This window comes from Neobacillus drentensis NBRC 102427 (assembly GCF_001591445.1).
Lineage (GTDB): Bacteria > Bacillota > Bacilli > Bacillales > Cytobacillaceae > Neobacillus > Neobacillus drentensis.
Genome location: NZ_BCUX01000022.1, coordinates 1 through 24,362 on the forward strand (window position 1 = coordinate 1; position 24,362 = coordinate 24,362).

Annotated in this window: 21 protein-coding genes, 1 tRNA gene, 1 other RNA gene and 1 pseudogene; 6 read left to right on the plus strand and 18 right to left on the minus strand. The window is 41.8% G+C overall.

Translation table 11 applies throughout. The features are described 5' to 3' along the window. Window positions 1-322 precede the first annotated feature (322 nt). The 5 genes from arcA to arcC all read left to right on the plus strand — a co-directional run bounded on the left by arcA (window position 323) and on the right by arcC (window position 6,801). Window positions 323-1,591 (plus strand): arginine deiminase, encoded by a 1,269-nt coding sequence (gene arcA, locus BDR01S_RS12165; protein WP_066260368.1) that lies wholly within the window; start codon window positions 323-325, stop codon window positions 1,589-1,591. A 25-nt stretch (window positions 1,592-1,616) separates the two neighbouring features. Beyond that, complete coding sequence (argF, locus tag BDR01S_RS12170; protein ID WP_066258716.1) at window positions 1,617-2,627, plus strand: ornithine carbamoyltransferase; 1,011 nt, start codon at window positions 1,617-1,619, stop codon at window positions 2,625-2,627. Between the two features lie 289 nt (window positions 2,628-2,916). Further along, entirely contained in the window at window positions 2,917-4,272 is a 1,356-nt protein-coding gene (locus BDR01S_RS12175; RefSeq protein ID WP_082797406.1) for a M20 family metallopeptidase, read from the plus strand. Between the two features lie 30 nt (window positions 4,273-4,302). Next, a complete protein-coding gene (locus BDR01S_RS12180) occupies window positions 4,303-5,793 on the plus strand; it encodes a YfcC family protein (protein ID WP_066258719.1) in 1,491 nt (496 codons plus the stop codon). 45 nt (window positions 5,794-5,838) lie between these two features. Further along, window positions 5,839-6,801 carry a carbamate kinase gene (arcC, locus tag BDR01S_RS12185; protein WP_066258721.1) on the plus strand — a complete coding sequence of 321 codons (963 nt, stop codon included), beginning with the start codon at window positions 5,839-5,841 and terminating at the stop codon, window positions 6,799-6,801. A gap of 59 nt (window positions 6,802-6,860) precedes the next feature. On the opposite strand, the gene BDR01S_RS12190 is transcribed toward arcC, so the two are convergent. From BDR01S_RS12190 to BDR01S_RS12265, 16 genes and pseudogenes are all read right to left on the minus strand, one after another. Continuing rightward, window positions 6,861-7,043 carry a hypothetical protein gene (locus BDR01S_RS12190; protein WP_066258729.1) on the minus strand — a complete coding sequence of 61 codons (183 nt, stop codon included), beginning with the start codon at window positions 7,041-7,043 and terminating at the stop codon, window positions 6,861-6,863. Between the two features lie 43 nt (window positions 7,044-7,086). Continuing rightward, window positions 7,087-7,554 (minus strand): annotated as a pseudogene (locus BDR01S_RS12195) (IMEF encapsulin system ferritin-like cargo protein); the annotation flags it as partial. Window positions 7,555-8,118: 564 nt separating this feature from the next. Then, window positions 8,119-8,453, minus strand: a transfer-messenger RNA (tmRNA) gene (gene ssrA, locus BDR01S_RS12200). Between the two features lie 192 nt (window positions 8,454-8,645). Continuing rightward, window positions 8,646-9,113, minus strand: a complete 468-nt coding sequence (smpB, locus tag BDR01S_RS12205) for an SsrA-binding protein SmpB (RefSeq protein WP_066258732.1) — start codon at window positions 9,111-9,113, stop codon at window positions 8,646-8,648. A 92-nt stretch (window positions 9,114-9,205) separates the two neighbouring features. Beyond that, entirely contained in the window at window positions 9,206-11,629 is a 2,424-nt protein-coding gene (gene rnr, locus BDR01S_RS12210; protein ID WP_066258733.1) for a ribonuclease R, read from the minus strand. 27 nt (window positions 11,630-11,656) lie between these two features. Continuing rightward, window positions 11,657-12,403 (minus strand): alpha/beta hydrolase, encoded by a 747-nt coding sequence (locus BDR01S_RS12215; protein WP_066258736.1) that lies wholly within the window; start codon window positions 12,401-12,403, stop codon window positions 11,657-11,659. A gap of 190 nt (window positions 12,404-12,593) precedes the next feature. Continuing rightward, window positions 12,594-12,827 carry a preprotein translocase subunit SecG gene (gene secG / locus BDR01S_RS12220; RefSeq protein ID WP_066258737.1) on the minus strand — a complete coding sequence of 78 codons (234 nt, stop codon included), beginning with the start codon at window positions 12,825-12,827 and terminating at the stop codon, window positions 12,594-12,596. Window positions 12,828-12,964: 137 nt separating this feature from the next. Further along, the gene (gene eno, locus BDR01S_RS12225) at window positions 12,965-14,263 is read right to left on the minus strand and encodes a phosphopyruvate hydratase (protein WP_066258739.1); all 1,299 of its coding nucleotides are present in this window, start codon (window positions 14,261-14,263) and stop codon (window positions 12,965-12,967) included. Between the two features lie 36 nt (window positions 14,264-14,299). Continuing rightward, a complete protein-coding gene (gene gpmI / locus BDR01S_RS12230; protein WP_066258740.1) occupies window positions 14,300-15,832 on the minus strand; it encodes a 2,3-bisphosphoglycerate-independent phosphoglycerate mutase in 1,533 nt (510 codons plus the stop codon). Then, on the minus strand, window positions 15,825-16,586 hold the full coding sequence (gene tpiA, locus BDR01S_RS12235) for a triose-phosphate isomerase (protein WP_066258742.1): 762 nt from the start codon (window positions 16,584-16,586) through the stop codon (window positions 15,825-15,827). Before tpiA ends, gpmI begins: the two co-directional genes overlap by 8 nt. A gap of 35 nt (window positions 16,587-16,621) precedes the next feature. Beyond that, window positions 16,622-17,806 carry a phosphoglycerate kinase gene (locus BDR01S_RS12240; RefSeq protein ID WP_066258744.1) on the minus strand — a complete coding sequence of 395 codons (1,185 nt, stop codon included), beginning with the start codon at window positions 17,804-17,806 and terminating at the stop codon, window positions 16,622-16,624. Between the two features lie 155 nt (window positions 17,807-17,961). Continuing rightward, window positions 17,962-18,969, minus strand: coding sequence for a type I glyceraldehyde-3-phosphate dehydrogenase (gene gap, locus BDR01S_RS12245; RefSeq protein WP_066258747.1), 1,008 nt, complete (start codon window positions 18,967-18,969; stop codon window positions 17,962-17,964). 54 nt (window positions 18,970-19,023) lie between these two features. Beyond that, window positions 19,024-20,046: a sugar-binding transcriptional regulator gene (locus BDR01S_RS12250; protein WP_066258748.1), complete on the minus strand. Its 1,023-nt coding sequence runs from the start codon at window positions 20,044-20,046 to the stop codon at window positions 19,024-19,026. 128 nt (window positions 20,047-20,174) lie between these two features. After that, complete coding sequence (locus tag BDR01S_RS12255; RefSeq protein WP_066258750.1) at window positions 20,175-20,438, minus strand: glutaredoxin family protein; 264 nt, start codon at window positions 20,436-20,438, stop codon at window positions 20,175-20,177. Window positions 20,439-20,452: 14 nt separating this feature from the next. Beyond that, window positions 20,453-21,775 (minus strand): RNA polymerase factor sigma-54, encoded by a 1,323-nt coding sequence (gene rpoN, locus BDR01S_RS12260; RefSeq protein ID WP_066258752.1) that lies wholly within the window; start codon window positions 21,773-21,775, stop codon window positions 20,453-20,455. A gap of 252 nt (window positions 21,776-22,027) precedes the next feature. Next, window positions 22,028-22,099: transfer RNA gene (locus BDR01S_RS12265), tRNA-Arg, on the minus strand. A gap of 204 nt (window positions 22,100-22,303) precedes the next feature. Between BDR01S_RS12265 and clpP the strand changes: the two genes are divergently transcribed. Beyond that, the gene (clpP, locus tag BDR01S_RS12270; RefSeq protein WP_066258753.1) at window positions 22,304-22,915 is read left to right on the plus strand and encodes an ATP-dependent Clp endopeptidase proteolytic subunit ClpP; all 612 of its coding nucleotides are present in this window, start codon (window positions 22,304-22,306) and stop codon (window positions 22,913-22,915) included. An 84-nt stretch (window positions 22,916-22,999) separates the two neighbouring features. Here the strand turns inward: clpP and BDR01S_RS12275 are convergent, their stop codons facing one another. Both BDR01S_RS12275 and whiA read right to left on the minus strand, forming a co-directional pair. Next, a complete protein-coding gene (locus tag BDR01S_RS12275) occupies window positions 23,000-23,257 on the minus strand; it encodes an HPr family phosphocarrier protein (RefSeq protein WP_066258757.1) in 258 nt (85 codons plus the stop codon). 144 nt (window positions 23,258-23,401) lie between these two features. After that, window positions 23,402-24,349: a DNA-binding protein WhiA gene (whiA, locus tag BDR01S_RS12280; protein ID WP_066258758.1), complete on the minus strand. Its 948-nt coding sequence runs from the start codon at window positions 24,347-24,349 to the stop codon at window positions 23,402-23,404. Window positions 24,350-24,362: the final 13 nt, after the last annotated feature.

Here is a 24,362-nt window from a genome sequence, read left to right on the forward strand (position 1 = left end):
TCTCTTATCTTTGAACAAAGGCTGATACCTCGAGTGTCAGCCTTTTTTCTTTGTTGTTGAATATTTTCAATTTTACAACATTATCTGTGAACTTATTATGTCATTCAGAGATTATTCAAGTGGTTCTATTCGAGAACATCGATTTCTATAAAAAATTACATATTTATACAGAATCATTTATGGGATCGACAAAAAAACGTTAAGATTATTACATTTTGTATGTAAGGGGTATTACAAAATGGAGCGCTTACATCACTTAGAATGAAGGTGTAGCAAGGATAGTTTGAAAAAAGGAGGAAGCAAGATGAGCAGTATAGTGGAAATGACTTCTCAGCGGGAAACGCAAACCAAATTAAAGCACCCGATCCATGTTACATCGGAAATCGGTACTTTACGGACGGTTATGCTTAAACGACCTGGCAAAGAAGTTGAAAATCTGATACCTGAGTATCTTCAACGACTTTTATTCGATGATATTCCTTATTTACCCATCATTCAAAGAGAGCATGACTACTTTGCCGAAACATTAAAAAACAGAGGCATAGAAGTCCTTTACCTCGAAAAATTAGTGGTTGAAACACTAAGTAATCCAGAAATAAAAAGACAATTTGTTGATGATATTTTACGAGAAAGCAAGGCGAATATCAACGGTGCCAGAGAGGTGTTAAAGGAATATTTACTATCCTTCTCCACGGCCGATATGATTGACAAAGTGATGAGCGGCATTCTCAAAAGGGAAATAGAAGAGAGTAAGAAAACACATCTATATGAATTAATGGAGGATCACTATCCCTTCTATTTAGACCCCATGCCTAACCTCTATTTTACTAGAGACCCGGCAGCAAGTATCGGAAATGGTTTATCGATTAACAGAATGCGCGAACCAGCGCGGCGCCGCGAATCGTTATTCATGGAATACATCTTGAAGCTTCATCCTCGGTTTGCCGGCCATAATGTTCCCGTCTGGCTGGACCGAAACTATGAATTCTCAATTGAAGGCGGAGATGAACTTGTTCTAAGTGATGAAGTAGTCGCGATTGGGGTCTCAGCCCGTACCTCCGCACGTGCAATTGAAAGATTAGCGCTTAACCTATTTAAGAAACAAGATTCTTTTAAAAAAGTGGTGGCTGTCGAGATTCCAAAATGCCGCGCCTTTATGCATTTGGATACGGTGTTTACCATGGTTGATTACGATAAATTCACGATTCACCCTGAAATTCAAAGTCCGCAAGGGAAGATGAATATTTATATATTAGAAAAAGGTTTGGATGATGAGCACGTCAATATCACCCACCGGACGAACCTGCAGGAAACGCTGAAAGAGGTTTTAGATTTGAATGAACTGGTCTTAATTCCTTGCGGCGGCGGTGATGAAATTGCTGCATCCCGCGAACAATGGAATGATGGTTCAAATACCTTAGCGATTTCCCCAGGAGTTGTCGTTACCTATGATCGAAACTATATTTCCAATGATTTATTGCGCCAGCACGGTATGGAGGTTATTGAAATTTTAAGTTCGGAATTATCCCGCGGCCGCGGGGGCCCGCGCTGCATGAGTATGCCAATCGTTCGGGAAGATTTATACAAATAATTTTATAAAAAGGAGAAAGATAACGATGTTACTAACTGCACCTAAATTATATGGAAAAAGCTTTCTATGTGAAAAGGATTTTTCAAAAGAAGAGTTCGTTTATTTAATTGATTTAGCGATGCAATTAAAGGATGAGAAAAAACACGGCATTCCACACCGCCATTTGGAAGGCAAAAACATTGCCCTCTTGTTTGAAAAACCATCTACTCGTACCCGCTGCGCTTTCACGGTTGCCTGTATTGATTTAGGGGCCCACCCGGAATATTTAGGGAAAGATGACATCCAGCTTGGAAAAAAAGAATCGATTGAGGATACGGCGAAAGTATTAGGCCGCATGTTTGACGGGATTGAGTTCCGCGGCTTTGAACATGAAAAGGTTGAAATATTAGCCGAGCACTCCGGTGTTCCGGTCTGGAATGGCTTGACGGAATTATGGCATCCAACACAAACACTTGCTGACTTCTTAACGGTAAAAGAAAACTTTGGACGCTTAGAAGGAATTAAATTCGTTTATGTTGGTGATGGTAGAAATAATGTAGCCAACAGCTTGCTCGTTGGTGGTGCCCTTGTTGGGATGGACGTCCGTATCTGTGCTCCTGAATCGTTATTCCCGGCCCCTGAGATTGTGGAATTGGCACAGGGCCTCGCAGAAAAGTCCGGCGGCCGTGTGACTGTGACGAGCAACGTCGATGAAGGTGTTGCCGGGGCAGACGTGATTTATACAGATGTTTGGGTGTCCATGGGTGAAGAAGATAAGTTCGCTGAAAGGATTGCCCTTCTTACTCCATATAAAGTCACAATGGACATGGTGAGAAAGACTGGCAACAACGAGATGATTTTCCTACATTGCCTGCCTGCTTTCCATGACCTAGAAACAACCTATGGCAAGGATATGTTTGCAAAACACGAAATCCCTGAGATGGAAGTAACCGATGAAGTTTTCCGGAGCGAACATTCAAAGGTATTTGATCAAGCAGAAAACAGAATGCACACCATTAAAGCAGTAATGGCGGCAACACTTGGACATTTAGAGTAAGTGTTATCAGAAGAGAGTTGGGGGAGCGCACGCGCTTGGTGTGTCTTCTCTCTCTACTTGAAATTTGGATTCGCTGATAGAATGGCGGAATTCGCCAATAGAACATCGAGATTCGCTGATAGAACCTAGAAATTCGCCAATAGAACAGCAGAATTCGCTGATAGACTTGCAGAATTCGCTGATAGAACCAGAGAATGCGCCGATAAAGTGATTTTCATCGCTGATAAAAATTCAAAAGGCGATCATTTTTTTCAGAAATCGTCTTAAAAAGCCCTAATGGAGGAATAGCATGAACAATATCTCCGAACTTTTACTACCAGAACTTCAAAAAATAGAAACAGATTTTCATCATTCATTAATGGAACTCATCGAAATTCCAAGTGTCATCAATGAACAAGATAGCGGATATCCATTTGGAAAACAAATTGATTTGGCACTTAAAAAGACCCTTTCGATATGTGAGAAGCTGGGTTTTAGGACGTTTTGTGATCCAAAGGGCTATTACGGTTATGCTGAAATTGGCGACGGCAAGGAAATGATTGGCGTCCTTGGCCATCTCGACGTCGTTCCCGCTGGAAAACTCGATGAATGGAAGACGCCTCCCTTCCAAGCCATCATCAAAGACGGAAAAATGTACGGCCGGGGAACACAGGATGACAAGGGGCCAACACTCGCTGCCCTCTTTGCTGTAAAAGCGTTAATGAATCTCGGGGTTCCGTTTGCCAAAAGAATTCGCATTATCTTCGGCACAGATGAAGAAACATTGTGGCGCTGTATGAATCGCTATTGTGAAATCGAAGAAATCCCAAGCATGGGCTTTAGCCCGGACTCCGTCTTCCCGCTCGTTTATGCCGAAAAGGGCCTTCTCCAGCTGCATTTGGAAGGCAAGAACGAAACAGGTTTACGGTTGAGGTCAGGTAATGCTTTCAACGCGGTGCCTGACACCGCACGTTATTCCGGTGAACAGCAAACTGAATTAATCGCTGCATTAAGTGCGTTGGATTTTGCTTATGAAACAGATGAAGACGGGATTGTCGTCCTCGGCAAAGCGGTCCATGCTCAGGTGGCGGAAAAAGGAATTAATGCCATTAATCGTTTATTAATTGCACTCAAACAAATCGGTTACACATCCAAAACGATCGAATTCGTCAATGATTTAATCCATGAAGATTCGTTTGCTGTGAAGATTTTCGGTGAGTGTGAAGATGAAGCATCCGGTAAATTGAAATTCAATATAGGAAAAATTGAATGTAACGAAGAGGTCGAAAGGTTATCAATCGATATTCGCATCCCTGTGACAGTCGATAAACAAACGATTGTGGACACCCTCTCGCAATTGGCAAAGGAATACGGATTGTCCTACAAAGAATTCGATTACTTAAAATCCATCTATATTCCAAAGGATCATTTTTTAATCAAAACATTAATGAATGTGTACCAAGAGATTACCAATGATTTGATTTCAGAACCGATTTCCTCGGGCGGTGCCACCTATGCACGAGCGATGGAGAATTTTGTTGCGTTCGGTGCTGTTTTTCCACATCAAACGAAAACCGAGCATCAGCCCAATGAACACATTGACTTAGCAGAAATGTTTAAAGCAATGCAGATCTATGCAAAAGCCATCTACGATTTAACCCGCTAGGTATACCCATTATGTAATGGAGGAATTGAAATGAAAAAGTTCAAGATGCCTACAGCGTATACGTTATTATTTTTAATTATTGTTGTTATCGCCGCACTAACCTGGGTGATTCCAGGTGGACATTACGATATGAAGCTTGATAAAGCAACGGAAAAAGAAATTCCTGTTTCAGGAACTTACCAGCAGCTGCCCGGGGATGAACAAACTCCACAAGGAATCTGGGAAGTGTTAAATGCTCCGATTAATGGATTCTTTGATGCAAAAGACATTGCCCTATTTGTGCTTGTTATCGGAGGTTTCCTTGGGGTTGTTATGAAAACAGGGGCGATTGATGCTGGAATTTCGAGGGTCATTCGAAAATTAAAAGGCAAGGAGCAATGGCTGATACCCATTCTTATGACCCTCTTTGCCATTGGCGGTTCAACTTACGGCATGGCGGAAGAAACCATCGCCTTCTATCCTATCCTCATCCCCGTTCTAATTGCAGCAGGCTATGACGCGTTAACGGCTGTTTCGATTATCGCACTTGGGGCTGGAATCGGCTGTTTAGGATCAACGGTTAACCCCTTTGCAACAGGGATTGCCTCTGGATTTGCCGGTATTTCGATTGGTGATGGGATGGGGCTTCGTCTCATCATTCTGGTAGTGACATTGATTGTAACGATTTTATTCGTCATGCGCTACGCAAAAAAAGTGAAAGAAAATCCATCTAAATCACTGATTGCAAATCTAAAAGTGGAAAATGAGAAGCATTTCTTATCACAAAAAACTGGGGAAGTAGAATTTACCGGCCGGCATAAAGCGGTACTTTGGGTGTTTGGCTTGACCTTTATTGTGATGATTTTAGGGGTAATTCCATGGGCTTATAAATTTAATATTACTATTTTTGAAGATTTAACAAAAGCGGTTGCAAAAATACCATTCATAGGTCCTTTATTAGGCGGCATCATGCCACTTGGGGACTGGTGGTTCGGTGAACTAACGATGTTATTCTTAACATCCTCGATCATTATTGCCATTATTTTTAAAATGGGAGAATCAGAGTATACTAGCACGTTTGTTAACGGTGCGAGAGATTTACTAGGCGTTGCTCTCATCATTGGTATTTCTCGCGGGATTACAGTGGTCATGGATGCTGGCGGGATGACCGCAACGGTTCTCCATTGGGGCGAAGGAATACTAGAAAATATGGGTTCAGTCTTGTTCACGAACCTATCCTTTCTATTCTATTTACCACTTTCTTTCCTAGTGCCGTCCACTTCCGGACTTGCGACGTTGTCGATGCCGATTATGGCTCCGTTGGCAGATTTTGCAGGGGTAGGCAGAGATATCATCATAACCGCTTACCAAAGTGCATCCGGGGTCGTGAACCTGCTTACACCAACAAGTGCAGTCATTATGGGGGCATTGGCCATTGCTCGGATTCCATATAGTACCTATCTTAAACATGTTTGGAAATTGGTCGTGTCACTCTCAGTCATTGTTATGGTCATTATGAGCATTGCGACATTAATGAATTAATATTCTGTTCGGCTGATTAGTCTAAATTGATAAGGGGATACCGATATGAAAAAACAAAAAGTAGTGATAGCCTTAGGGGGCAATGCAATTCAATCCGGTGATGCAACAGCAGAGGCACAGCAGCGTGCCTTAGAAAAAACAGCCCGCCAGCTGGTTGATTTTATCGAAAAAGGTATTGATATAATTATTTCGCACGGAAATGGCCCGCAAGTAGGAAACATTTTGCTGCAGCAGGCGGCCGCTGACTCCGTCAAAAATCCTGCCATGCCACTTGATACATGTGGTGCGATGAGCCAGGGCATGATCGGGTACTGGATGCAAAACGCGATGGATAAAGCTCTGAAGGAACGTGGCATCTTTAGAAATGTGGTGACGGTGGTTACTCGTGTCGTCGTCGATCGAAATGATCCTGCTTTCTTAAATCCCACCAAGCCGATTGGTCCTTTTTACAGTAAAGACGAGGCTCAGAAAATGAGCGAGGCTACCGGAACAGTCTTTAAGGAAGATGCAGGCCGCGGCTGGCGCCGGGTTGTTCCCTCGCCAAAGCCAGTCAACATTCAGGAGCATGCAGTGATTAATGCCCTTGTCGAACAAGGAAACATTATCATTTCTGTCGGCGGCGGCGGGATACCTGTCATTGAAACAGAGGAGGGCCTGGTCGGGATCGAAGCAGTTATTGATAAAGACTTCGCTTCTCAAAAGCTTGCCGAACTGGTTGATGCGGACGCTTTAATCATTCTCACAGCAGTCGACAATGTGTATATTGATTTTAATAAATCTACGCAAAAGAAATTAGAGGATGTCACGATTGAAGAATTGAAAGACTATATTAAGGGCGGACATTTTGCCGAAGGGAGCATGCTCCCGAAAGTCGAAGCAGCGATTCAATTCGCGGAGACCAATCCTGAACGGAAAACCATTATTACTTCTTTAGACCTAGCACTTAACGCGATTGAGGGAAAATCTGGCACAGTAGTTACTCTCAAGGGTGCTCCAGTACTTTCCTAATAATGAGTTATGATTTTCAACCCAACCCAATCAGGAAAAAAACCTTTTTGAATTCAGGTTCAAAGAGGTTTTTTTTCTATTTGGTTCTTGTGATGGGGATTTGTTTGGAATTGAAAGGATGGGATTCTGCCGAGTTTGGTATTTATTCCGCCGTTTGGAGCGGGGATTCCGCCAAGTGTCCCAGTTATTCCGCCAAACTGAAGACGGATTCCGCCAACTTCACTATTTATTCCGCCAACCATCAAAAACAGCTAAATTAAGACTGTTCACTTATGTAAAAACTACCTAAATTAAGCTCCCAACCGTAAACCCCTTTTTATATTTAGCAGCTGGCACAACCGGAGCAGCAACTGAAGAAGTACCTGATCGGTCTAAATGATCATGGTCGTGATCATGATGGGCATGCGGGTCTACATAGTTATTATCAAATCGTTGATTAATCTCCAACAACATTGCTTTTACCTGCTGATAATCTGAGTAAGAAACTTCTCGCAACTGATTCAACATCGTGCTTCGTTCCTCATCGGTAAAGCGGAACAGGGCTAAATCAAGATGTTCGACAAAATTATGTAATCCGAATTTTTCAAGATTCAATTCCTGCAATAGTCGATTAAACTCATTATTGGTCGGAGCGAAATCCTTCTCTTCTTTTTCACTTTCAAATTTACTAATCAGTGGAATCAGCTCTACCAACCGAGATAAACGCTGCTCCTCTTCTTCAAAAATATGATGATAATAAAGCCGTTCATGGTCATCAGTGGCATTTTAAATGACCGGATCTAGCATATTCATAAATTTCTCGATGGCATCTTTGGTCGTCGTAAAAATATGATAAAAAATCTTTAATTCCTCTTTCACATCAAGCACCCCCGGATTTCAACTACTTGTCATATTGACGTTTGGCGGCGTTTTTAAAACTGTTTATACAAATAAAAAAGACTAGCCTCAGCTAATCTAGTTCAGCATTATTAAATTTCGAATATAAGAAAAGACCAGCATCTCTGCTGGTCTTTTCTTCCACTATGTAGTGGAGACGGTGGGACGTGCTCTTCCATGCTTTCGTCATGGCACTGACTATATCTTGAACCTGTCTTCTACAGGTCCTCCGGCGTCTTATGCGAAACGGATATTTACCTCTTCAAGGTATGATTTCGCATCCTAGTACTACCACTTAAACATGGCAGCCTATAAGTCGATACACGGCTGTTGGATTACTCCACATACCGCTCGGCATTGCCCTATCACATTGAAGTGACTTAGGTTTCACCGATAAAGCCGAATTTTCACTTATGTGTTACCACATAAGGCGACTAATACTAATCGAACCCACGTCCAAAGATATCGCCACTTAAGCTTCTACGAGTGTAGTCGATATATTGGTGTTTCGCTGATTCATCTGCCTATCGACCGGCGTCCGGTCAGCTAGCCTGGTTGTTCTCTTCCTTCATCCTCAGGCGGTGGAATCCGGCGTAGCCCACTTAGAGTGAGTCCCTTACCCTACTACATGGGCAATAGAGGGAGGAACCGCTATGCAGTATTAAGCTGCGAAAGCGAGGTTGTTGTTAGTTTTGCCAGTTATGGCTTTGACGTTTTAACGAGGCCGATCCCCTCGACTCGCGACCTAAGCTCAAACTACCCCTGTCGAATCCGTAGCGTCCCCATAATAAAAGGAGCTGCAATCTAGTTAAAGATTAAAGCTGCAGACGTTAGGAAGCTCAACAATGTTCTTTGAGCAAATGTTACCGTCGCTCTCTTGGCGACAAACTTATTATAACACACTGTAAGGATTTTTCAATTGTAAGTATCTGTAAAATAATTTCCAATTCAGCAACCAACGAACTAAATTACATCTTCTGACGATCACGGAAGGCCCGTTCGATTTCACGTTTCGCTTCTTTTTGCTTTAAGGATTCACGCTTATCGTAATTCTTCTTACCTTTCGCAAGCCCGATTAGCACTTTACAAAAACCATTTTTCAGATAGAGCTTTAATGGAACAAGAGCGTAGCCAGCCTCTTTTGTTTCTCCGATTAGTTTATTAATTTCGCGCTTATGGAGTAATAGCTTTCGTGTTCGTAATGGGTCATGATTAAAAATGTTGCCTTGTTCATATGGACTGACATGCATCCCGAAAAGAATCGCTTCCCCATTTTGAATTCGTGCATATGCATCCTTAAGATTCACTTTTCCCCCACGAATCGATTTGATTTCCGTCCCCTGCAGAACGATTCCAGCTTCGTAGGTTTCTTCAATAAAATAATCATGGTAAGCCTTTTTGTTTTGTGCACAAACTTTTCCTTCACCTTTTGGCATCTTTTTCACCTCATCTTAAAATTTATTTTAGCAGAATATACAAGCTACTACAATTGAAAGAGAGCCCTAGATTATGGGCTCCCTTAAAGAAGTTATTTATTTTTTCGCTTTGTACTTTTGTATTTTGGCACATTATCATAAAATTTACGTTTCTTCTTCACTTTATTTCCTTGACCGCTGTTGCCTTCGGACTTGGCATCGGAACCTCCGCCTTGACTGCGGCCACTGCCGCCACCTTGACCTCGGCCACCATTGCCGCCTTGTCCTTGACCGCGACCACCGCCGCCGCCTTGCTGTTTATTCCTGCGCGGCTTCTTCGTGTCGCTGCCCGTACTGAAGACTCTTGGCGTCTCCGACCGTTCGCGACGAGGAGTACCCTTCATGCCGACAATTTCAAAATCAATCGCACGCTCTTCTTTATTAACTTTTACAACACGAATGGTAATTTCATCGCCAATTCGGAACACATTCCCTGTCCGCTCGCCAATCATCGCTAGTTGGCGCTCATCATAGCGATAATAATCATCGGTCATATAGCTGACATGGACAAGTCCTTCAATGGTATTTGGCAGTTCCACAAACATACCGAAATTCGTCACAGAGCTGATAATGCCGTCGTACTCAACGCCAATCTTATCTTCCATAAATTCAGCTTTCTTCAAATCATCGGTCTCCCGCTCAGCATCCACCGAACGGCGCTCCATTTTTGAAGAATGATCTGCAATCTCAGGTAAGCGTACATTCCATTTTTCCTGGGTGGTTGAATCAAGCTTTCCTTCGATTAAGTACGTCCGGATTAAGCGATGAACAATGGTATCCGGATAACGCCGAATCGGCGAGGTGAAATGGGTATAGAACTCGGTTGACAAACCAAAATGTCCGAGACTTTCTGGATCATATTTCGCCTGCTGCATTGAGCGAAGCATCACCTTCGAGACCACCATTTCCTCAGGTTTACCTTGCACTTCTTCAATAATTTCTTGAAGGGCTTTCGGATGGACATCATTTGCCGTCCCTTTTACGATGTAGCCAAAGTTGGTGATAAACTCGAAAAACCTCCGCAGTTTATCTTCCTTGGGATCCTCATGGATACGGTAAATAAACGGAACTTCCATCCAGTGAAAGTGCTCGGCTACCGTTTCATTAGCAGCGAGCATAAACTCTTCAATTAATTTCTCAGCTACCGAACGTTCGCGAAGGACAACATCGGTCGGCTTTCCTTCCTCATCGACCAGAATCTTTGATTCCTTAAAATCAAAGTCAATCGCGCCCCGCTTCATCCGTTTGTTTCGTAAGATGGCGGCTAACTCTTCCATCATTTCAAACATGGGCACGAGCGGTTCGTAACGTGTGCGCGTTGCTTCATCATGTTCAGCCAGAATCAGATTCACATCGGAATAGGTCATCCGCTCAGTTGTTTTAATCACAGATTGAAAAATCTCATGCGAAACAACTACGCCCTCCGAGTTAATTTCCATTTCGCAAGATAACACCAGACGGTCCACTTTCGGATTTAAGGAACAAATCCCATTCGATAAACGATGCGGAATCATCGGGATTACCCGGTCGACTAAATACACACTCGTCGCCCGTTCCTCTGCTTCAAGGTCAATCGGCGTGCCTTCTTTTACATAATAGCTCACGTCAGCGATATGGACGCCTAGCTTATAGTTGCCGTTCGCAAGCTTGGTCACGGTTACCGCATCATCCAAGTCTTTCGCATCGGCACCGTCAATCGTGACTATCGTTTCATTCCGAAGGTCACGGCGATTGGTTAATTCACTTTCGTCAATGGTGTCAGGCACCTCGTTCGCCTGTTTTAACACCTCGTCAGGAAAGGCCATTGGTAGGCCGTGCTTATGTATGACAGACAGAATGTCCACGCCTGGGTCGTTTTTGTGGCCGAGAATGGTAATGACTTCGCCCTCTGCACTTTTGCGCCCCTCCGGATAGGTAACTAGTTTAACAACCACCTTATGTCCTTCGACTGCTCCTTTGGAAGCTGCCTTCGGAATAAAAATATCACTCGCAAATTTTTTATCATCAGGAATGACAAAGCCAAAGCTTTTGCTTTCCACATACGTTCCAACAATTTGCTGGACACCGCGTTCAATGATGCGGATAATACTGCCTTCGCGGCGCTGCCCCGTGCTTTCAGAGGAAACACGCGCTAAAACGATATCCCCATGCATGGCCGTATTGGTTTCATTGGGCGGGATAAAGATATCATCCATCCCTGGCTCATCCGGTGCAACAAAGGCAAATCCTTTCGCATGACCGATGAGCTTTCCGCGGATTAAGTTCATTTTTTCCGGAAGTCCGTAACGGTTGCTGCGCGTTCTGACAACTAACCCTTTCTCCTCCATTTGGACAAGTGCTTTCACAAACTCTTTAAAATCGCTTGAATCTTGGATGCCAAAGGCTGTCTCAAGTTCCTGTACGGTTAATGGCTTGTAGGCCTCATCCTTCATATATTGTAGTACCCTATCAATATGTTTTTGTATATTATCTTCCAAACTAATCCTCCTTTATAGGTGCCTTTGTTAATCGTGCCAGTCAAGTTTTTCTAAAAAGGCATAGACATCCTCATGTAATTGTTCCCGTTCTTTATCGAGCGTGATGACATGACCAGACTCCTCATACCATTTTATTTCCTTCACAACTGATTCGATTTCGTTGTAAATAATGTTCGCACTTTCTGTGTTAATCATTTTGTCGTGACGTGCTTGAACGACAAATGTAGGCGCATAGATCATATCCACATTTTCTCGCACATCAGCAATTAACGCCTGTAATTCTCTTAATGTATTCATCGGTGTTTTCTTAAACTCATTCATTTCTATTTCGATTTGCTCGTTTGTTTTTCCTTCACGTTTTTTAAATTCACGAGCATAGTCGAGAATTCCTTCATACATGACCTCTTCACTTTTTATATGCATCGGTGCGCACATCGGTACAATCGCTTTTATAGGTACAGTGTATCCCAATTTTAAAGAAAATACGCCGCCAAGCGACAATCCCGCCACTGCAATTTCTACGTGGCCTTTATTTTTTAAAAAATCATAGCCCTTTAAGACATCCTGCCACCAATCCTCAGGACCTGTGTGAACAAGCTCTTCCGGTGGAACACCATGCCCTTTGTAATGCGGGGCATGACAGGTGTAGCCTTTTTTTTCTAAAAACCGCCCTAACATACGAACATCTGCTGAATTTCCAGTAAAGCCATGTAAGAGGAGAACCGCTCGTTTTCCTCCTTTAAAGGTAAATGGCTTAGGTGTAGCAACTTTCATGATAAAAACTCCCTTAATTCATTTCATTAGTTTAGTTTTAGCAAAGCAAGCATGAACATTCCAGAAAAACGCTTATGTAATCAGGAATTATTTTACCTAAAGCGCCTGAAGCGGAAATCTACAGACTATTTTTATATCAAAACTTTAAAAAACAAAAAACCTGACGCTAAGGCCAGGTTGAGTGTACATATTAGATTTTAAAGTAAGTTACTGCAATAGAAAGCAGAATAAATAATATCGCTAATACAACCGTAATACGATGTAGAATCAAATCAAGTCCTCGAGCTTTTTGCTTACCAAATAGTGATTCAGCACCACCTGAAATGGCACCGGATAATCCAGCGCTTTTACCTGATTGAAGTATAACAACACCAATAAGTCCGATACTTACGATTACTAATAAGATTACAACTAATGTATGCATAAAGGCCACCTCCTGTTAGTCGTACAATTCACAGTATATTAAATTTAGCACATTTTGTCCCTCAAAACAATACGGTTCACAGAAATGTTTAAAAGGCACACATCCAAAAATGTGTGCCTCTATATTCACATGAAAAATTATTTGCTTAGGTTATAGAATGTTTTCTTTCCTAAGTATTGAGCAGTTTCACCTAATTGATCTTCAATACGAAGCAATTGGTTGTATTTTGCCACACGGTCAGTACGAGACGGAGCACCAGTCTTGATTTGACCAGCGTTTGTTGCAACAGCGATGTCAGCAATCGTGTTGTCTTCTGTTTCACCAGAACGGTGAGAGATTACAGCAGTGTAGCCGGCACGTTTCGCCATTTCAATCGCATCAAATGTTTCAGTAAGAGTACCGATTTGGTTAACCTTGATTAGGATGGAGTTACCGATTCCTTTTTCAATACCTTCAGCAAGCTTGCGAGTATTGGTAACGAATAAATCATCACCCACTAATTGAACTTTTTTGCCAAGGCGTTCAGTTAGAAGTTTGTGACCTTCCCAGTCATTTTCATCTAAACCGTCTTCGATCGAAACGATTGGGTATTTAGAAGAAAGTTCTTCGTACCAGTCAACCATTTCTGCAGAAGTCTTGACAACACCTTCACCAGCAAGATGGTATTTTCCGTCTTCCTTGTTGTAGAACTCAGAAGATGCAGCATCCATTGCAAGCATAACTTCTTCACCTGGCTTGTAACCAGCTTTTTCGATTGCTTCCACAATTGTTTTAAGAGCTTCTTCGTTAGATCCTAAGTTTGGAGCAAAACCGCCCTCATCACCAACAGCAGTATTAAGACCTTTGCCTTTAAGTACTGATTTTAATGTATGGAAAATTTCTGCACCCATACGAAGGGCTTCTTTAAAGTTTGGAGCACCAACAGGCATAATCATGAATTCTTGAATATCCACATTGTTATCCGCATGCTCCCCGCCGTTAACGATGTTCATCATTGGCACTGGAAGTTGCTTAGAGTTGAAACCGCCAAGGTATTGGTATAAAGGAATATCTAAGTAATTTGCTGCTGCATGAGCAACGGCCATTGAAACACCAAGAATTGCGTTAGCACCTAGTTTACCCTTGTTTTCTGTGCCATCAAGCTCGATTAAAGCTTGGTCAATTGATACTTGGTCTAGAACGCTGAATTCTTCGCCAACAAGATGTGGCGCGATAATTTCGTTTACATTGTCTACCGCTTTAGTAACACCTTTTCCAAGGTAACGTTCTTTGTCGCCGTCACGTAGTTCAACCGCTTCATATTCACCAGTAGAAGCACCACTTGGAACCATTGCGCGTCCAAATGCACCTGATTCTGTAAATACTTCAACCTCAACTGTAGGATTCCCGCGGGAATCTAGTACTTCACGAGCGTATACGTCTGCAATAAATGGCATGTAAAATCTCTCCTTAAAAATTAAGTTATTTTTGGTTTACTTTATCAATGATTTCCCAGTCATTTCGACTGGCTGTTGAAGACCTAATAAGTCTAACATAGTTGGCGCTAAATCCCCAAGAATCCCACCGTCTCGCAATTGAATTCCTTGTTTTACCACAATTACCGGCACAGGATTTGTTGTGTGTGCGGTCATTGGATCGCCTTCAAGCGTGATTACTTCATCCGCATTTCCGTGGTCAGCGGTAATAATCACTGATCCACCTTTTTCAAGGATTAAATCAACAATTTTTCCTAGACATTCATCGACGGTTTCAATCGCTTTAATCGTTGGCTCAAGCATACCTGAATGACCGACCATGTCTGGATTCGCAAAGTTTAGCAAAATGGCATCAAATTTGTCTGCTTGAATTTCTTTTAAGAGTGCATCCGTTACTTCGTAAGCACTCATTTCAGGCTGAAGATCATACGTTGCAACCTTAGGAGAGTTGATTAAAATCCGCTCTTCGCCGGGGAACTTTTCTTCACGACCGCCACTCATAAAGAACGTAACATGCGGGTACTTTTCTGTTTCAGCAATTCGTAATTGCTTCATGTTGTTTTGAGCTAACACTTCACCAAGTGTGTTATCTAAGTTTGATGGTTTGAAGGCAACATATCCATCAACCGATTCACTGAAGTGTGTTAAGCATACGAAGAATAAATCCTTCGGATGCTTCGGTCCGCGGTCAAAGGAACGGAAGTCATCATTTGTAAACGTATTGGAAATCTGAATCGCCCGGTCCGGACGGAAATTATAGAAAATTACAGCATCGTTATTCTGAATCGTTGCAACCGGTTGTCCATCTTCTTTAGTAATAACAGACGGGATCACGAATTCGTCAAAGATTCCATGAGAATAAGAATCTTCCACCACTTCTAAAGGATTTGTGTAAGTAGGGCCCTCGCCATAGACCATCGAACGGTATGATTTCTCGACACGCTCCCAGCGCTTATCACGGTCCATAGAGTAGTATCTCCCTGAAATTGTTGCAAATTCACCAACACCAATTTCCTTCATTTTATCCAAGGTTTGTTGGATAAATTTAGCAGCTGTTTTCTGACCGACATCACGGCCGTCAAGGAATGCATGTACATATACCTTTTCGACGCCTTCATCCTTTGCCAGCTTCAGTAGGGCAAACATATGTTGAATATGGCTGTGAACACCACCGTCAGACAACAATCCGAATAAATGAAGGGCAGTGCCATTTTTCTTGACGTGCTCCATTGCGCCTGTAAAGGTTTCATTCTTTTCAAATTCACCTTCACGAATCGCAATGTTCACTCGTGTTAAGCTTTGGTAAACAATCCGGCCGGCACCAATATTCAAATGTCCAACCTCTGAGTTACCCATTTGTCCTTCTGGAAGGCCGACTGCCTCACCAGATGCGGTTAAATGAGAATGTGGATACTCGCTCCAAAAACGGTCAAAGTTAGGTTTTTTTGATTGTGCGACCGCATTCCCTTTGGTTTCGCCCCTGCATCCAAAGCCATCAAGGATGATCAGAGCAACTGGAGATTTACTCATAGCTTCCTGCCTCCAGTAGTTGTAAAAAGGATTGTGCTTCAAGACTTGCTCCGCCTACTAAGGCACCATCAATATCTGATTGTGCCATGTATTCTTTAATATTTTCAGGCTTGACACTGCCGCCATACTGAATTCTGACCGCATCCGCAACATCTTGTGAGAATTGTTGTGCGACAACTTGACGAATATGTGCACATACTTCATTCGCATCTGCTGAAGTTGACGATTTACCAGTTCCAATTGCCCAAATTGGTTCGTAGGCGATGACTGTTTGCTTAACTTGTTCATCTGATAAGCCTTTAAGTGCTTTCACTACTTGATCCCCAACTAATTGGTTGGTTTCACCATTTTCACGCTGTTCTAGTGTTTCGCCACAGCAGACAATCGGTGTTAAATTGTATTTAAATGCTGCAAGAGTTTTCTTGTTTACTGATTCATCGGTTTCATTGAACATTTCACGACGTTCTGAGTGTCCGATAATGACATATTGAACAGTAAGGTCAGCCAATGCATTCGGGCTGATTTCACCAGTGAATGCTCCGCTTTCTTCAAAGTGCATATTTTGGGCACCAATTTTTACATTGGTTCCTTCTGTTACTTCGACAAGGCTTTGTAAAAATAAAGCTGGTGCACAGATTACAGAGTCCATCTTTTCTGGCGCTGGTACTAGACCTTTTACTTCCTCAGCGAAGCTTTTTGCTTCTGCAAGTGTCTTGTTCATTTTCCAGTTACCTGCAATGATTGGTTTACGCATACTACTACACGTCCTTCCATGATTAACTAAAACTATTATTTATCGTTCAATGCCATTACTCCAGGCAATGCTTTGCCTTCCATGAACTCAAGGGAAGCGCCGCCTCCTGTGGAGATGTGGCTCATTTTTTCTGCTAGATTGAACTTTTCTACTGCTGCTGCTGAGTCTCCGCCGCCAATGACTGAGTATGTACCTTCTGCTTCGGCAAGTGCTTCCGCAACTGCTTTTGTGCCGTTAGCAAATTTATCGATTTCAAATACGCCCATTGGTCCATTCCAAATCACTAGTTTTGATTTTTGAATGACATCACGATAGATTTCAGCTGTTTTCGGTCCGATATCAAGTGCTTCCCAATCCGCTGGGATTTCTTCAATCGCTACAACCTTAGAATTCGCATCTGCTGAGAAATCATCCGCAACAACTGCATCAACAGGCATGTAGAAATTAACACCTTTTGCTTTCGCTTTTTCAATAAACGATTTTGCTAAATCAATTTTATCAGCTTCAAGTAATGATTTTCCGACTTCATGGCCTTGTGCTTTCACAAAGGTATAAGCAAGTCCGCCGCCAATAATTAAGTTATCAACTAACTCTAACAGGTTTTCAATAACACCAATCTTGTCCTTTACCTTCGCTCCGCCGATAATCGCTGTAAACGGACGTTCTGGATTAGAAAGTGCTTTCCCAAGAACATCTAGTTCTTTCTCCATTAACAGTCCTGAAACCGCTGGCAGAATATGTGCTATTCCTTCAGTTGATGCATGGGCACGGTGTGCGGCACCAAAGGCATCATTTACATACACATCAGCTAGTTCAGCAAACGATTTTGCCAACTCTGGATCATTCTTTTCTTCACCAGGATAGAAGCGAACATTTTCAAGTAGAAGAACATCGCCTTCTGTCATTTCACCAATTAACGCTTTCACAGAATCACCATATGCTTCATCTGCTTTCTTCACGTCTTTTCCAAGCAGCTCAGATAGTCTCACACCGGCTGAAGTTAGGCGCATTTCTTCGACTACTTTTCCTTTTGGACGACCGAAGTGGCTGGCTAGAATGACCTTCGCACCTTGTTCCACTAAGTATTGAATCGTTGGCAATGCGGCACGAATCCGCGTGTCGTCGGTAATTTTTCCATCCTGCATTGGAACGTTAAAATCTACTCGACAAAACACGCGTTTACCTTTTACATCGACATCTTTGAGAGTTTTCTTATTCATAAAGGACCTCCATAAAGTGTTTGCTTTTTAGAAAAATCATCATCTAAAATCAGTAAAAAGGGGAGGGGGGCATATACTCCCCGCTCCCCTTTGGAAAACCTTTGTATTTATCAACTTCTTATGACTGGAAACCAATCATCGTCCGTTCCGCTATTTTAAAGTCCTTTTTCTGCAAGGTAACCAACAAGGTCAACAACGCGGTTAGAGTAACCAACTTCGTTATCGTACCAAGATAATACTTTTACCATGTTGCCTTCAAGAACCATTGTTGATAATGCATCAATAGTTGAAGAAACTTTCGCTCCGTTGTAATCAGTTGAAACTAGTGGAAGGTCGCTGTAAGCTAAAATTCCTTTTAATGGGCCTTCAGCAGCTGTTTTTAATGCTGCGTTAACATCTTCAGCTGTTACATCTTTTTCTAACTCCATTACTAAGTCAACGATTGAAACGTTTGGAGTTGGAACACGCATTGCCATACCGTTTAATTTACCTTTAAGTTCTGGTAAAACAAGAGCAACCGCTTTAGCTGCACCAGTTGAAGTTGGAATCATGTTTTCAGCTGCTGCACGTGCACGACGGTAGTCCTTGTGTGGTAAATCAAGGATTTGTTGGTCATTTGTGTAAGAGTGAATCGTTGTCATCATACCGCGTTTGATTCCAAAAGTATCATTTAATACTTTTGCAAACGGAGCAAGACAGTTAGTTGTACAAGATGCGTTTGAAATAACATGGTGGTTATTTGCATCGTATTTGTCTTCGTTTACACCCATTACGATAGTGATATCTTCGTTAGATGCTGGTGCAGAAATGATAACTTTTTTAGCGCCTGCTTCAAGATGTTTCGCAGCATCTTCACGTTTTGTGAAACGGCCAGTTGATTCAACTACGACGTCAACTCCAAGACCGCCCCAGCCTAATTGTGCAGGATCGCGCTCAGCAAGAACCTTCACTTTTTGTCCGCCAACTACTAGGTATTCACCATCAACTGTAACATCTTCTTGAAGTGTTCCGTGAACAGTGTCATATTTTAAAAGATGTGCAAGCATATTTGCATCGGTTAAGTCATTAATTGCTACGATTTCTACATTGCTATTTCCTAAAGCCGCACGGAATACGTTACGACCAATACGTCCAAATCCATTAATACCAACTTTTACTGACATGATAAATTTCCTCCTTTAAATTGGGTAAGGATGTTTTTTTATTTTAAAAAGGATTTACCCTTTTAATAAACTTCTTGCTGCACCTTCGTCTGTGATTAAAATCGTCGATGCTGGTGCTTGTTTTAAGTAGGCCTTAATAGCCTTTGCCTTGGAGCTTCCACCCGCAACGGCGATGACATTAGGAATGCCAACTAGATCTTCTAACTGCAGGCCAATCGTTAAAACCTTATGAACAATTTCGCCTTGTTCGTTAAAATAATAGCCAAAAGCTTCACCCACAGCCTTACTGCTTTCAAGCATTTTTAGAATCTCGGGGTTGGATTTTCGCCGTTCAGCCATTGTGATAGCATCTCCAATTCCATGGAGAACCATGCTTGCTGATTTAATTAGTTTTAAAACTTCATGAATGCCGGGCTCTTTGATAAGCGATTCATGGATATCGGTACTGACTTGATCAGGGACATAAAACACACGATGTTTGGAACGGGTGTTTCTCGACATAATTGAGCAAATCGTATTCGCCTGATTTTGAACATCCTCACCTACTCCGCCTCTGGCCGGGACAAACAGTAAATCCTTTTGAGTAAGCTCTGGTGAAAGTCTTTCTGCGACAGCAGCCATTGTTGAACCGCCGGTTACAGCAATGATATTTTTTCCGCTGAGAAGCTTTTTCATGCACACTGCACATGCTTTGCCAAGTTCACCTTTGACCATCAGCGATTCATCACTATCGCCGGGCACAATGATAACCTTTTTAATGCCTAGCTTGTGCTTCAGTTCCAACTCCATTACATCAATACCCTTTAATTCACGCATAAAACCTTCCAAGTCTTCTAGCAAATTTTTCCCCTCAGTCGTTAAACTCATCCCCACATTGTTCGTGTAAATTAAGTTTTGCTCCTTTAGGAAATCAACCTCGCCGCGAAGGACTCTTTCGGTATACCCCAGACTTACTGCTAAACTCCGTCTTCCTACTGGCTGCATAAAACCTATGTATCTTAGGATAGAATATCTCTTCTGTAGGACCTGTAGGAGGTCGGGTAATAATCTTTTTTGGATATCGATTAATGACTGCATGAATCTCATGCTCCTTTATTATATGTAGTTGGCCTTAAAATGTCCACCATAGACATATAATGTCCCACTACATCTAAAAAAAATCACCCCTGCTACGTTTTTCATTGTAACAGGTGTGAAAATCTATTTCAACTGTTAAGATTGGCTTTTTTTTCATGCAAACGGTTACGTATGTCAAATTTGTTAATGACACCAAAACCGGCTTCTACTCCATCAATATATACAACCGGAATCATCAACCCGTATTGTTCGGTTAAATCATCACTGGATTCAATATCAATTTCTTGTAAGGTGAAGTCCCAGTCTCTATTTAGTTCTAGAAGTGTGTCCTTTGCTTTGTCACACAGCGGGCAGCTTTTCCTTGTATATAATGTGATTGTCGTTTGCTCCATCATTCTTGTTCCTTTCAGTCAAACCGTTTTCTTTTCGAAGAGGAGGAAATACCTAATTGATCCCGGTATTTGGCAATCGTTCTTCTCGAAACAACCATCCCTTCGTCTCTTTTTAATTGTTCAACAATTTCTTGATCCGAAAGCGGTTTTTGTTTATTCTCTTTTTCTATTAATGTCGCAATTTTCTTCTTTACTTGTGTGGATGAAGTATTTTCGTCCTCTGATATGGTTTGGATCGTACTTGTAAAAAATGTTTTTAATCCAAACGTTCCGATCGGTGTTTGCACATACTTTTCCCGGACGGCTCGGCTAACCGTGGATTCATGGATATCAAGTTCCGCAGCAACTTCCTTCATCGTCATTGGTACTAAATATTGTGACCCTTTTTGAAAAAAAGAAGCCTGTTTTTCAATAATTTTGGCAACAACCCTTGTCAGAGTCTCTTTCCGCTGCTCAATACTTTTTTGGATCCACTGGTAATCCTGAAGTTTATCCTGTAAAAATCGGCTTACCTGCTGATCTTGATCTTTAAATTTATGATAATACTGCTCATTAAGGCTGATCCTTGGCAGTAACTCATCCGACATCCTTACGGTTAACCCGTCGCTCGATTGCTCGACGATGGCATCTGGGATAATATAGGTCGTTGCTTCTTTTCCTAAAATTGCTCCAGGCTTTGGATTTAATGTTTGAATTTCGTCAAAAACTTCTTGTAATTCCTTAAGTGTTACCTTTAGTTCTTTCGCAATCGGTTTCCATTTCTTTTCGGCGAACGGAATGAAATAATCGGCGATGATCTTTTGTGCTAATTCGTTATCAGGATTGAGATAATATATTTGCATCAACAGGCATTCTTGCAGGTTCCTTGCCCCGATACCTGCCGGCTCGAGCGTTTGGATGATTGCCAAGCATTCTTCGACTAAATCTTCGTCTACTCTTAGCCTTTGGGCAATTTCTGTTTGATCACCTAAAAAGTAACCGTTTTCATCTAGATTTTGGATAAGATGACGAATCACCCGTGATTGTTCCGCCGATAAGTTGGTTATTTTTAATTGAGAGAGTATATAATCTTCAAGTGAGAATGGTTTGTCAGCAATTTGATCAATCCAGTCTTTTTCTGCCTTTTGATGTTTACGTCGATTGCGGTCAATGAGCGGATTCATAGGCTTTATATTGCTATTATCAATCTGCAATAGGGGATTTTCAAGTGCCTTGTCTTCTAAAAAAGCAGTTAACTCATGGGCAGAGTACTGCAACAATGCAATCGCCTGCGAAAGCTCCTGCGTCATCGCCAATTTTAAGGTTTGCTGCTGCCATAAACCAGCCTTTAAGTTCATTCGTATCCCCCCTGTTTTCTATTCTACACGATGTGGTGAATTTCGGGAATGAAAAATAAACAACCTATTAATCCTGAAAGTAATTTTTTGTAGTTTACGGGACCTTTTGTAGGCTTTCTAGTTTACGTGCCATTTTGGAGAATTACGTGCCATTTTCGGAGGTTTTCGTGCTATTAACCATTAATTGAAAAGTAAAGTCCTTTTCCCATAAATAAAAACCCCCTGTTTAAAAAAAACAGAGGGTTTTTATGATGCGCTCGGCGAGAATCGAACTCACATTTTAAGCTTCGGAGGCTTACGTGCTATCCGTTGCACCACGAGCGCTAATTTGTTGCGACTTATATATTATATGCCAGTTCCCCTCACATTGCAAGTAAAGAATTGGTTTAAAAAAGACAAGAATGGTTATGCTGAAATATGGAAAGTTGTCGAACAATTTTAAAGAGGTATTGTTTGACCTTTATTGACCATCAGTGTATGATTACTATACATAATACTTTATTCTTTACAATCAAAGGAGGAAGAAAAATGAATTTAATCCCTACAGTTATTGAACAAACAAATCGGGGCGAGCGTGCCTATGACATCTATTCCCGTCTGTTAAAAGACCGGATTATTATGCTTGGCAGTGCAATCGATGACCATGTGGCTAACAGCATTGTCGCACAATTATTATTCCTTGAAGCGGATAACCCTGAAAAAGATATTTCGCTATATATCAACAGCCCGGGCGGAAGCATCACTGCAGGTATGGCGATTTTTGATACCATGCAATTTATCAAACCGAAGGTCCAAACCATCTGTATCGGTATGGCAGCATCTATGGGTGCATTCTTACTTGCTGCAGGAGAAAAGGGCAAGCGTTATGCGCTACCTAATGCTGAAGTTATGATTCACCAGCCACTAGGCGGTGCCCAAGGACAAGCAACTGAAATTGAAATTGCTGCAAAACGTATCCTTTTCCTTCGCGAAAAATTAAATGGAATTTTAGCAGAACGGACTGGACAGTCACTTGAAGTCATCGGTAAAGATACAGATCGCGATAACTTCATGACAGCAGAACGGGCAAAAGAATACGGTCTAATTGACCACATTATCACTCGTAATCTAGTCGAAGACGAGAAGAATAAAAATAAATAATAAAAGCAGAAGCAATCGGCACAAACCGATTGCTTTTTTTGTAACCAAAAAAGGTCGGTTCCAATTGGAGCCGGCCTTTTCTAATCAATGTTCTTTTTGGATAAAATCTGCTAACGCTTCAATCGCAGATGCTTCATCATCGCCATCAGCTACTATATCAATCATGACACCCGAGCCAACGGCAAGGCTCATTAAGCCCATAATGCTTTTTGCATTTACTTTCTTGCCGTCCTTTTCCAGGAAAATATCTGCAGAAAACCGGTTGGCTTCCTGAACAAAAAGAGCTGCCGGTCGTGCTTGAAGACCGGTTTTTAATTTTACTTCCACTTGTTTCACTAACATTACACAATTCCTCCTCATGGTTTTTACTCTATTTTTATTGGATCTTTGTTCATATTATGTTCTTCGGGTAACTCTTCATTCGATACATGTTATCTTTTTCACATGCGATCATTTAAAAAGGTTATAACACGCGAGCATTCGCTACTACCGTGTAATGACATCCCCAGAGCGCAATTTCTCGGCAATCGCATCAATTTTACGCAACCGATGATTAATCCCGGATTTGCTGATGGTGCCTCCGGAAACCATTTCTCCCAATTCCTTAAGGGTGACATCTGTATAATTCAAACGGAGCTCTGCAATTTCCCTCAATTTTTCCGGTAAAATTTGCAACCCGACCGTAGCATTGATGTAACGGATATTTTCAACTTGCCTAATCGAAGCACCGATCGTTTTATTAAGATTGGCGGTTTCACAGTTTACCAGACGATTAACAGAATTCCGCATATCTCGGACAATTCGTACATCTTCGAAGCGAAGAAGGGCGTTATGCGCTCCAACAATATTTAAATACTCGGTGATTTTCTCCGCTTCTTTGAGATAGGTAATATATCCCTTTTTTCGCTCAAGTGTTTTGCTATTTAGTCCAAATGTATTCATTAATTCGCATAAAGAATCATTATGTTCCTTATAAAGCGAAGCAATTTCTAAATGATAAGAAGATGTTTCCGGATTATTGACGGAACCTCCGGCTAAAAATGCACCGCGTAGATAAGAACGCTTACAACATTTCTTCTTTATGAGTTCCGGTGCTATATTATGGATGATCGTAAAACCCTCACCAATAATTTTTGTATCCTCGAGAATTTCCCGTGCCCGCTGTGATAATCGGACAATATAGACGTTGTTCTTTTTCAGACGCATCTTTTTCCGAACAAGCAGCTCGACTTGGACATCATAACTCTTTTTTAATAGTGTATAAATCCTTCGAGCGATCGCGGCATTTTCGGTTTGAATATCAACAACTAACTTACGATTTGAGAATGAAAGGGAACCATTCATCCGGATTAAAGCTGATAGTTCTGCCTGAATACAGCAGGTTTTTATTTCCAAGTTAGTTAATTCTTTTTTCGTTTCCGAAGCGAAAGACATCCCTTCACCCCCT

What these genes read in the sequence shown, in the direction of transcription:
- arcA (WP_066260368.1), top strand. Translation starts at nt 323, where the DNA reads ATGACTTCTCAGCGGGAAACGCAAACCAAATTAAAGCACCCGATCCAT.
- argF (WP_066258716.1), top strand. Translation starts at nt 1,617, where the DNA reads ATGTTACTAACTGCACCTAAATTATATGGAAAAAGCTTTCTATGTGAA.
- BDR01S_RS12175 (WP_082797406.1), top strand. Translation starts at nt 2,917, where the DNA reads ATGAACAATATCTCCGAACTTTTACTACCAGAACTTCAAAAAATAGAA.
- BDR01S_RS12180 (WP_066258719.1), top strand. Translation starts at nt 4,303, where the DNA reads ATGAAAAAGTTCAAGATGCCTACAGCGTATACGTTATTATTTTTAATT.
- arcC (WP_066258721.1), top strand. Translation starts at nt 5,839, where the DNA reads ATGAAAAAACAAAAAGTAGTGATAGCCTTAGGGGGCAATGCAATTCAA.
- BDR01S_RS12190 (WP_066258729.1), bottom strand. Translation starts at nt 7,043, where the DNA reads ATGGTTGGCGGAATAAATAGTGAAGTTGGCGGAATCCGTCTTCAGTTT.
- smpB (WP_066258732.1), bottom strand. Translation starts at nt 9,113, where the DNA reads ATGCCAAAAGGTGAAGGAAAAGTTTGTGCACAAAACAAAAAGGCTTAC.
- BDR01S_RS12215 (WP_066258736.1), bottom strand. Translation starts at nt 12,403, where the DNA reads ATGAAAGTTGCTACACCTAAGCCATTTACCTTTAAAGGAGGAAAACGA.
- secG (WP_066258737.1), bottom strand. Translation starts at nt 12,827, where the DNA reads ATGCATACATTAGTTGTAATCTTATTAGTAATCGTAAGTATCGGACTT.
- eno (WP_066258739.1), bottom strand. Translation starts at nt 14,263, where the DNA reads ATGCCATTTATTGCAGACGTATACGCTCGTGAAGTACTAGATTCCCGC.
- gpmI (WP_066258740.1), bottom strand. Translation starts at nt 15,832, where the DNA reads ATGAGTAAATCTCCAGTTGCTCTGATCATCCTTGATGGCTTTGGATGC.
- tpiA (WP_066258742.1), bottom strand. Translation starts at nt 16,586, where the DNA reads ATGCGTAAACCAATCATTGCAGGTAACTGGAAAATGAACAAGACACTT.
- BDR01S_RS12240 (WP_066258744.1), bottom strand. Translation starts at nt 17,806, where the DNA reads ATGAATAAGAAAACTCTCAAAGATGTCGATGTAAAAGGTAAACGCGTG.
- gap (WP_066258747.1), bottom strand. Translation starts at nt 18,969, where the DNA reads ATGTCAGTAAAAGTTGGTATTAATGGATTTGGACGTATTGGTCGTAAC.
- BDR01S_RS12250 (WP_066258748.1), bottom strand. Translation starts at nt 20,046, where the DNA reads ATGCAGTCATTAATCGATATCCAAAAAAGATTATTACCCGACCTCCTA.
- BDR01S_RS12255 (WP_066258750.1), bottom strand. Translation starts at nt 20,438, where the DNA reads ATGGAGCAAACGACAATCACATTATATACAAGGAAAAGCTGCCCGCTG.
- rpoN (WP_066258752.1), bottom strand. Translation starts at nt 21,775, where the DNA reads ATGAACTTAAAGGCTGGTTTATGGCAGCAGCAAACCTTAAAATTGGCG.
- clpP (WP_066258753.1), top strand. Translation starts at nt 22,304, where the DNA reads ATGAATTTAATCCCTACAGTTATTGAACAAACAAATCGGGGCGAGCGT.
- BDR01S_RS12275 (WP_066258757.1), bottom strand. Translation starts at nt 23,257, where the DNA reads ATGTTAGTGAAACAAGTGGAAGTAAAATTAAAAACCGGTCTTCAAGCA.
- whiA (WP_066258758.1), bottom strand. Translation starts at nt 24,349, where the DNA reads ATGTCTTTCGCTTCGGAAACGAAAAAAGAATTAACTAACTTGGAAATA.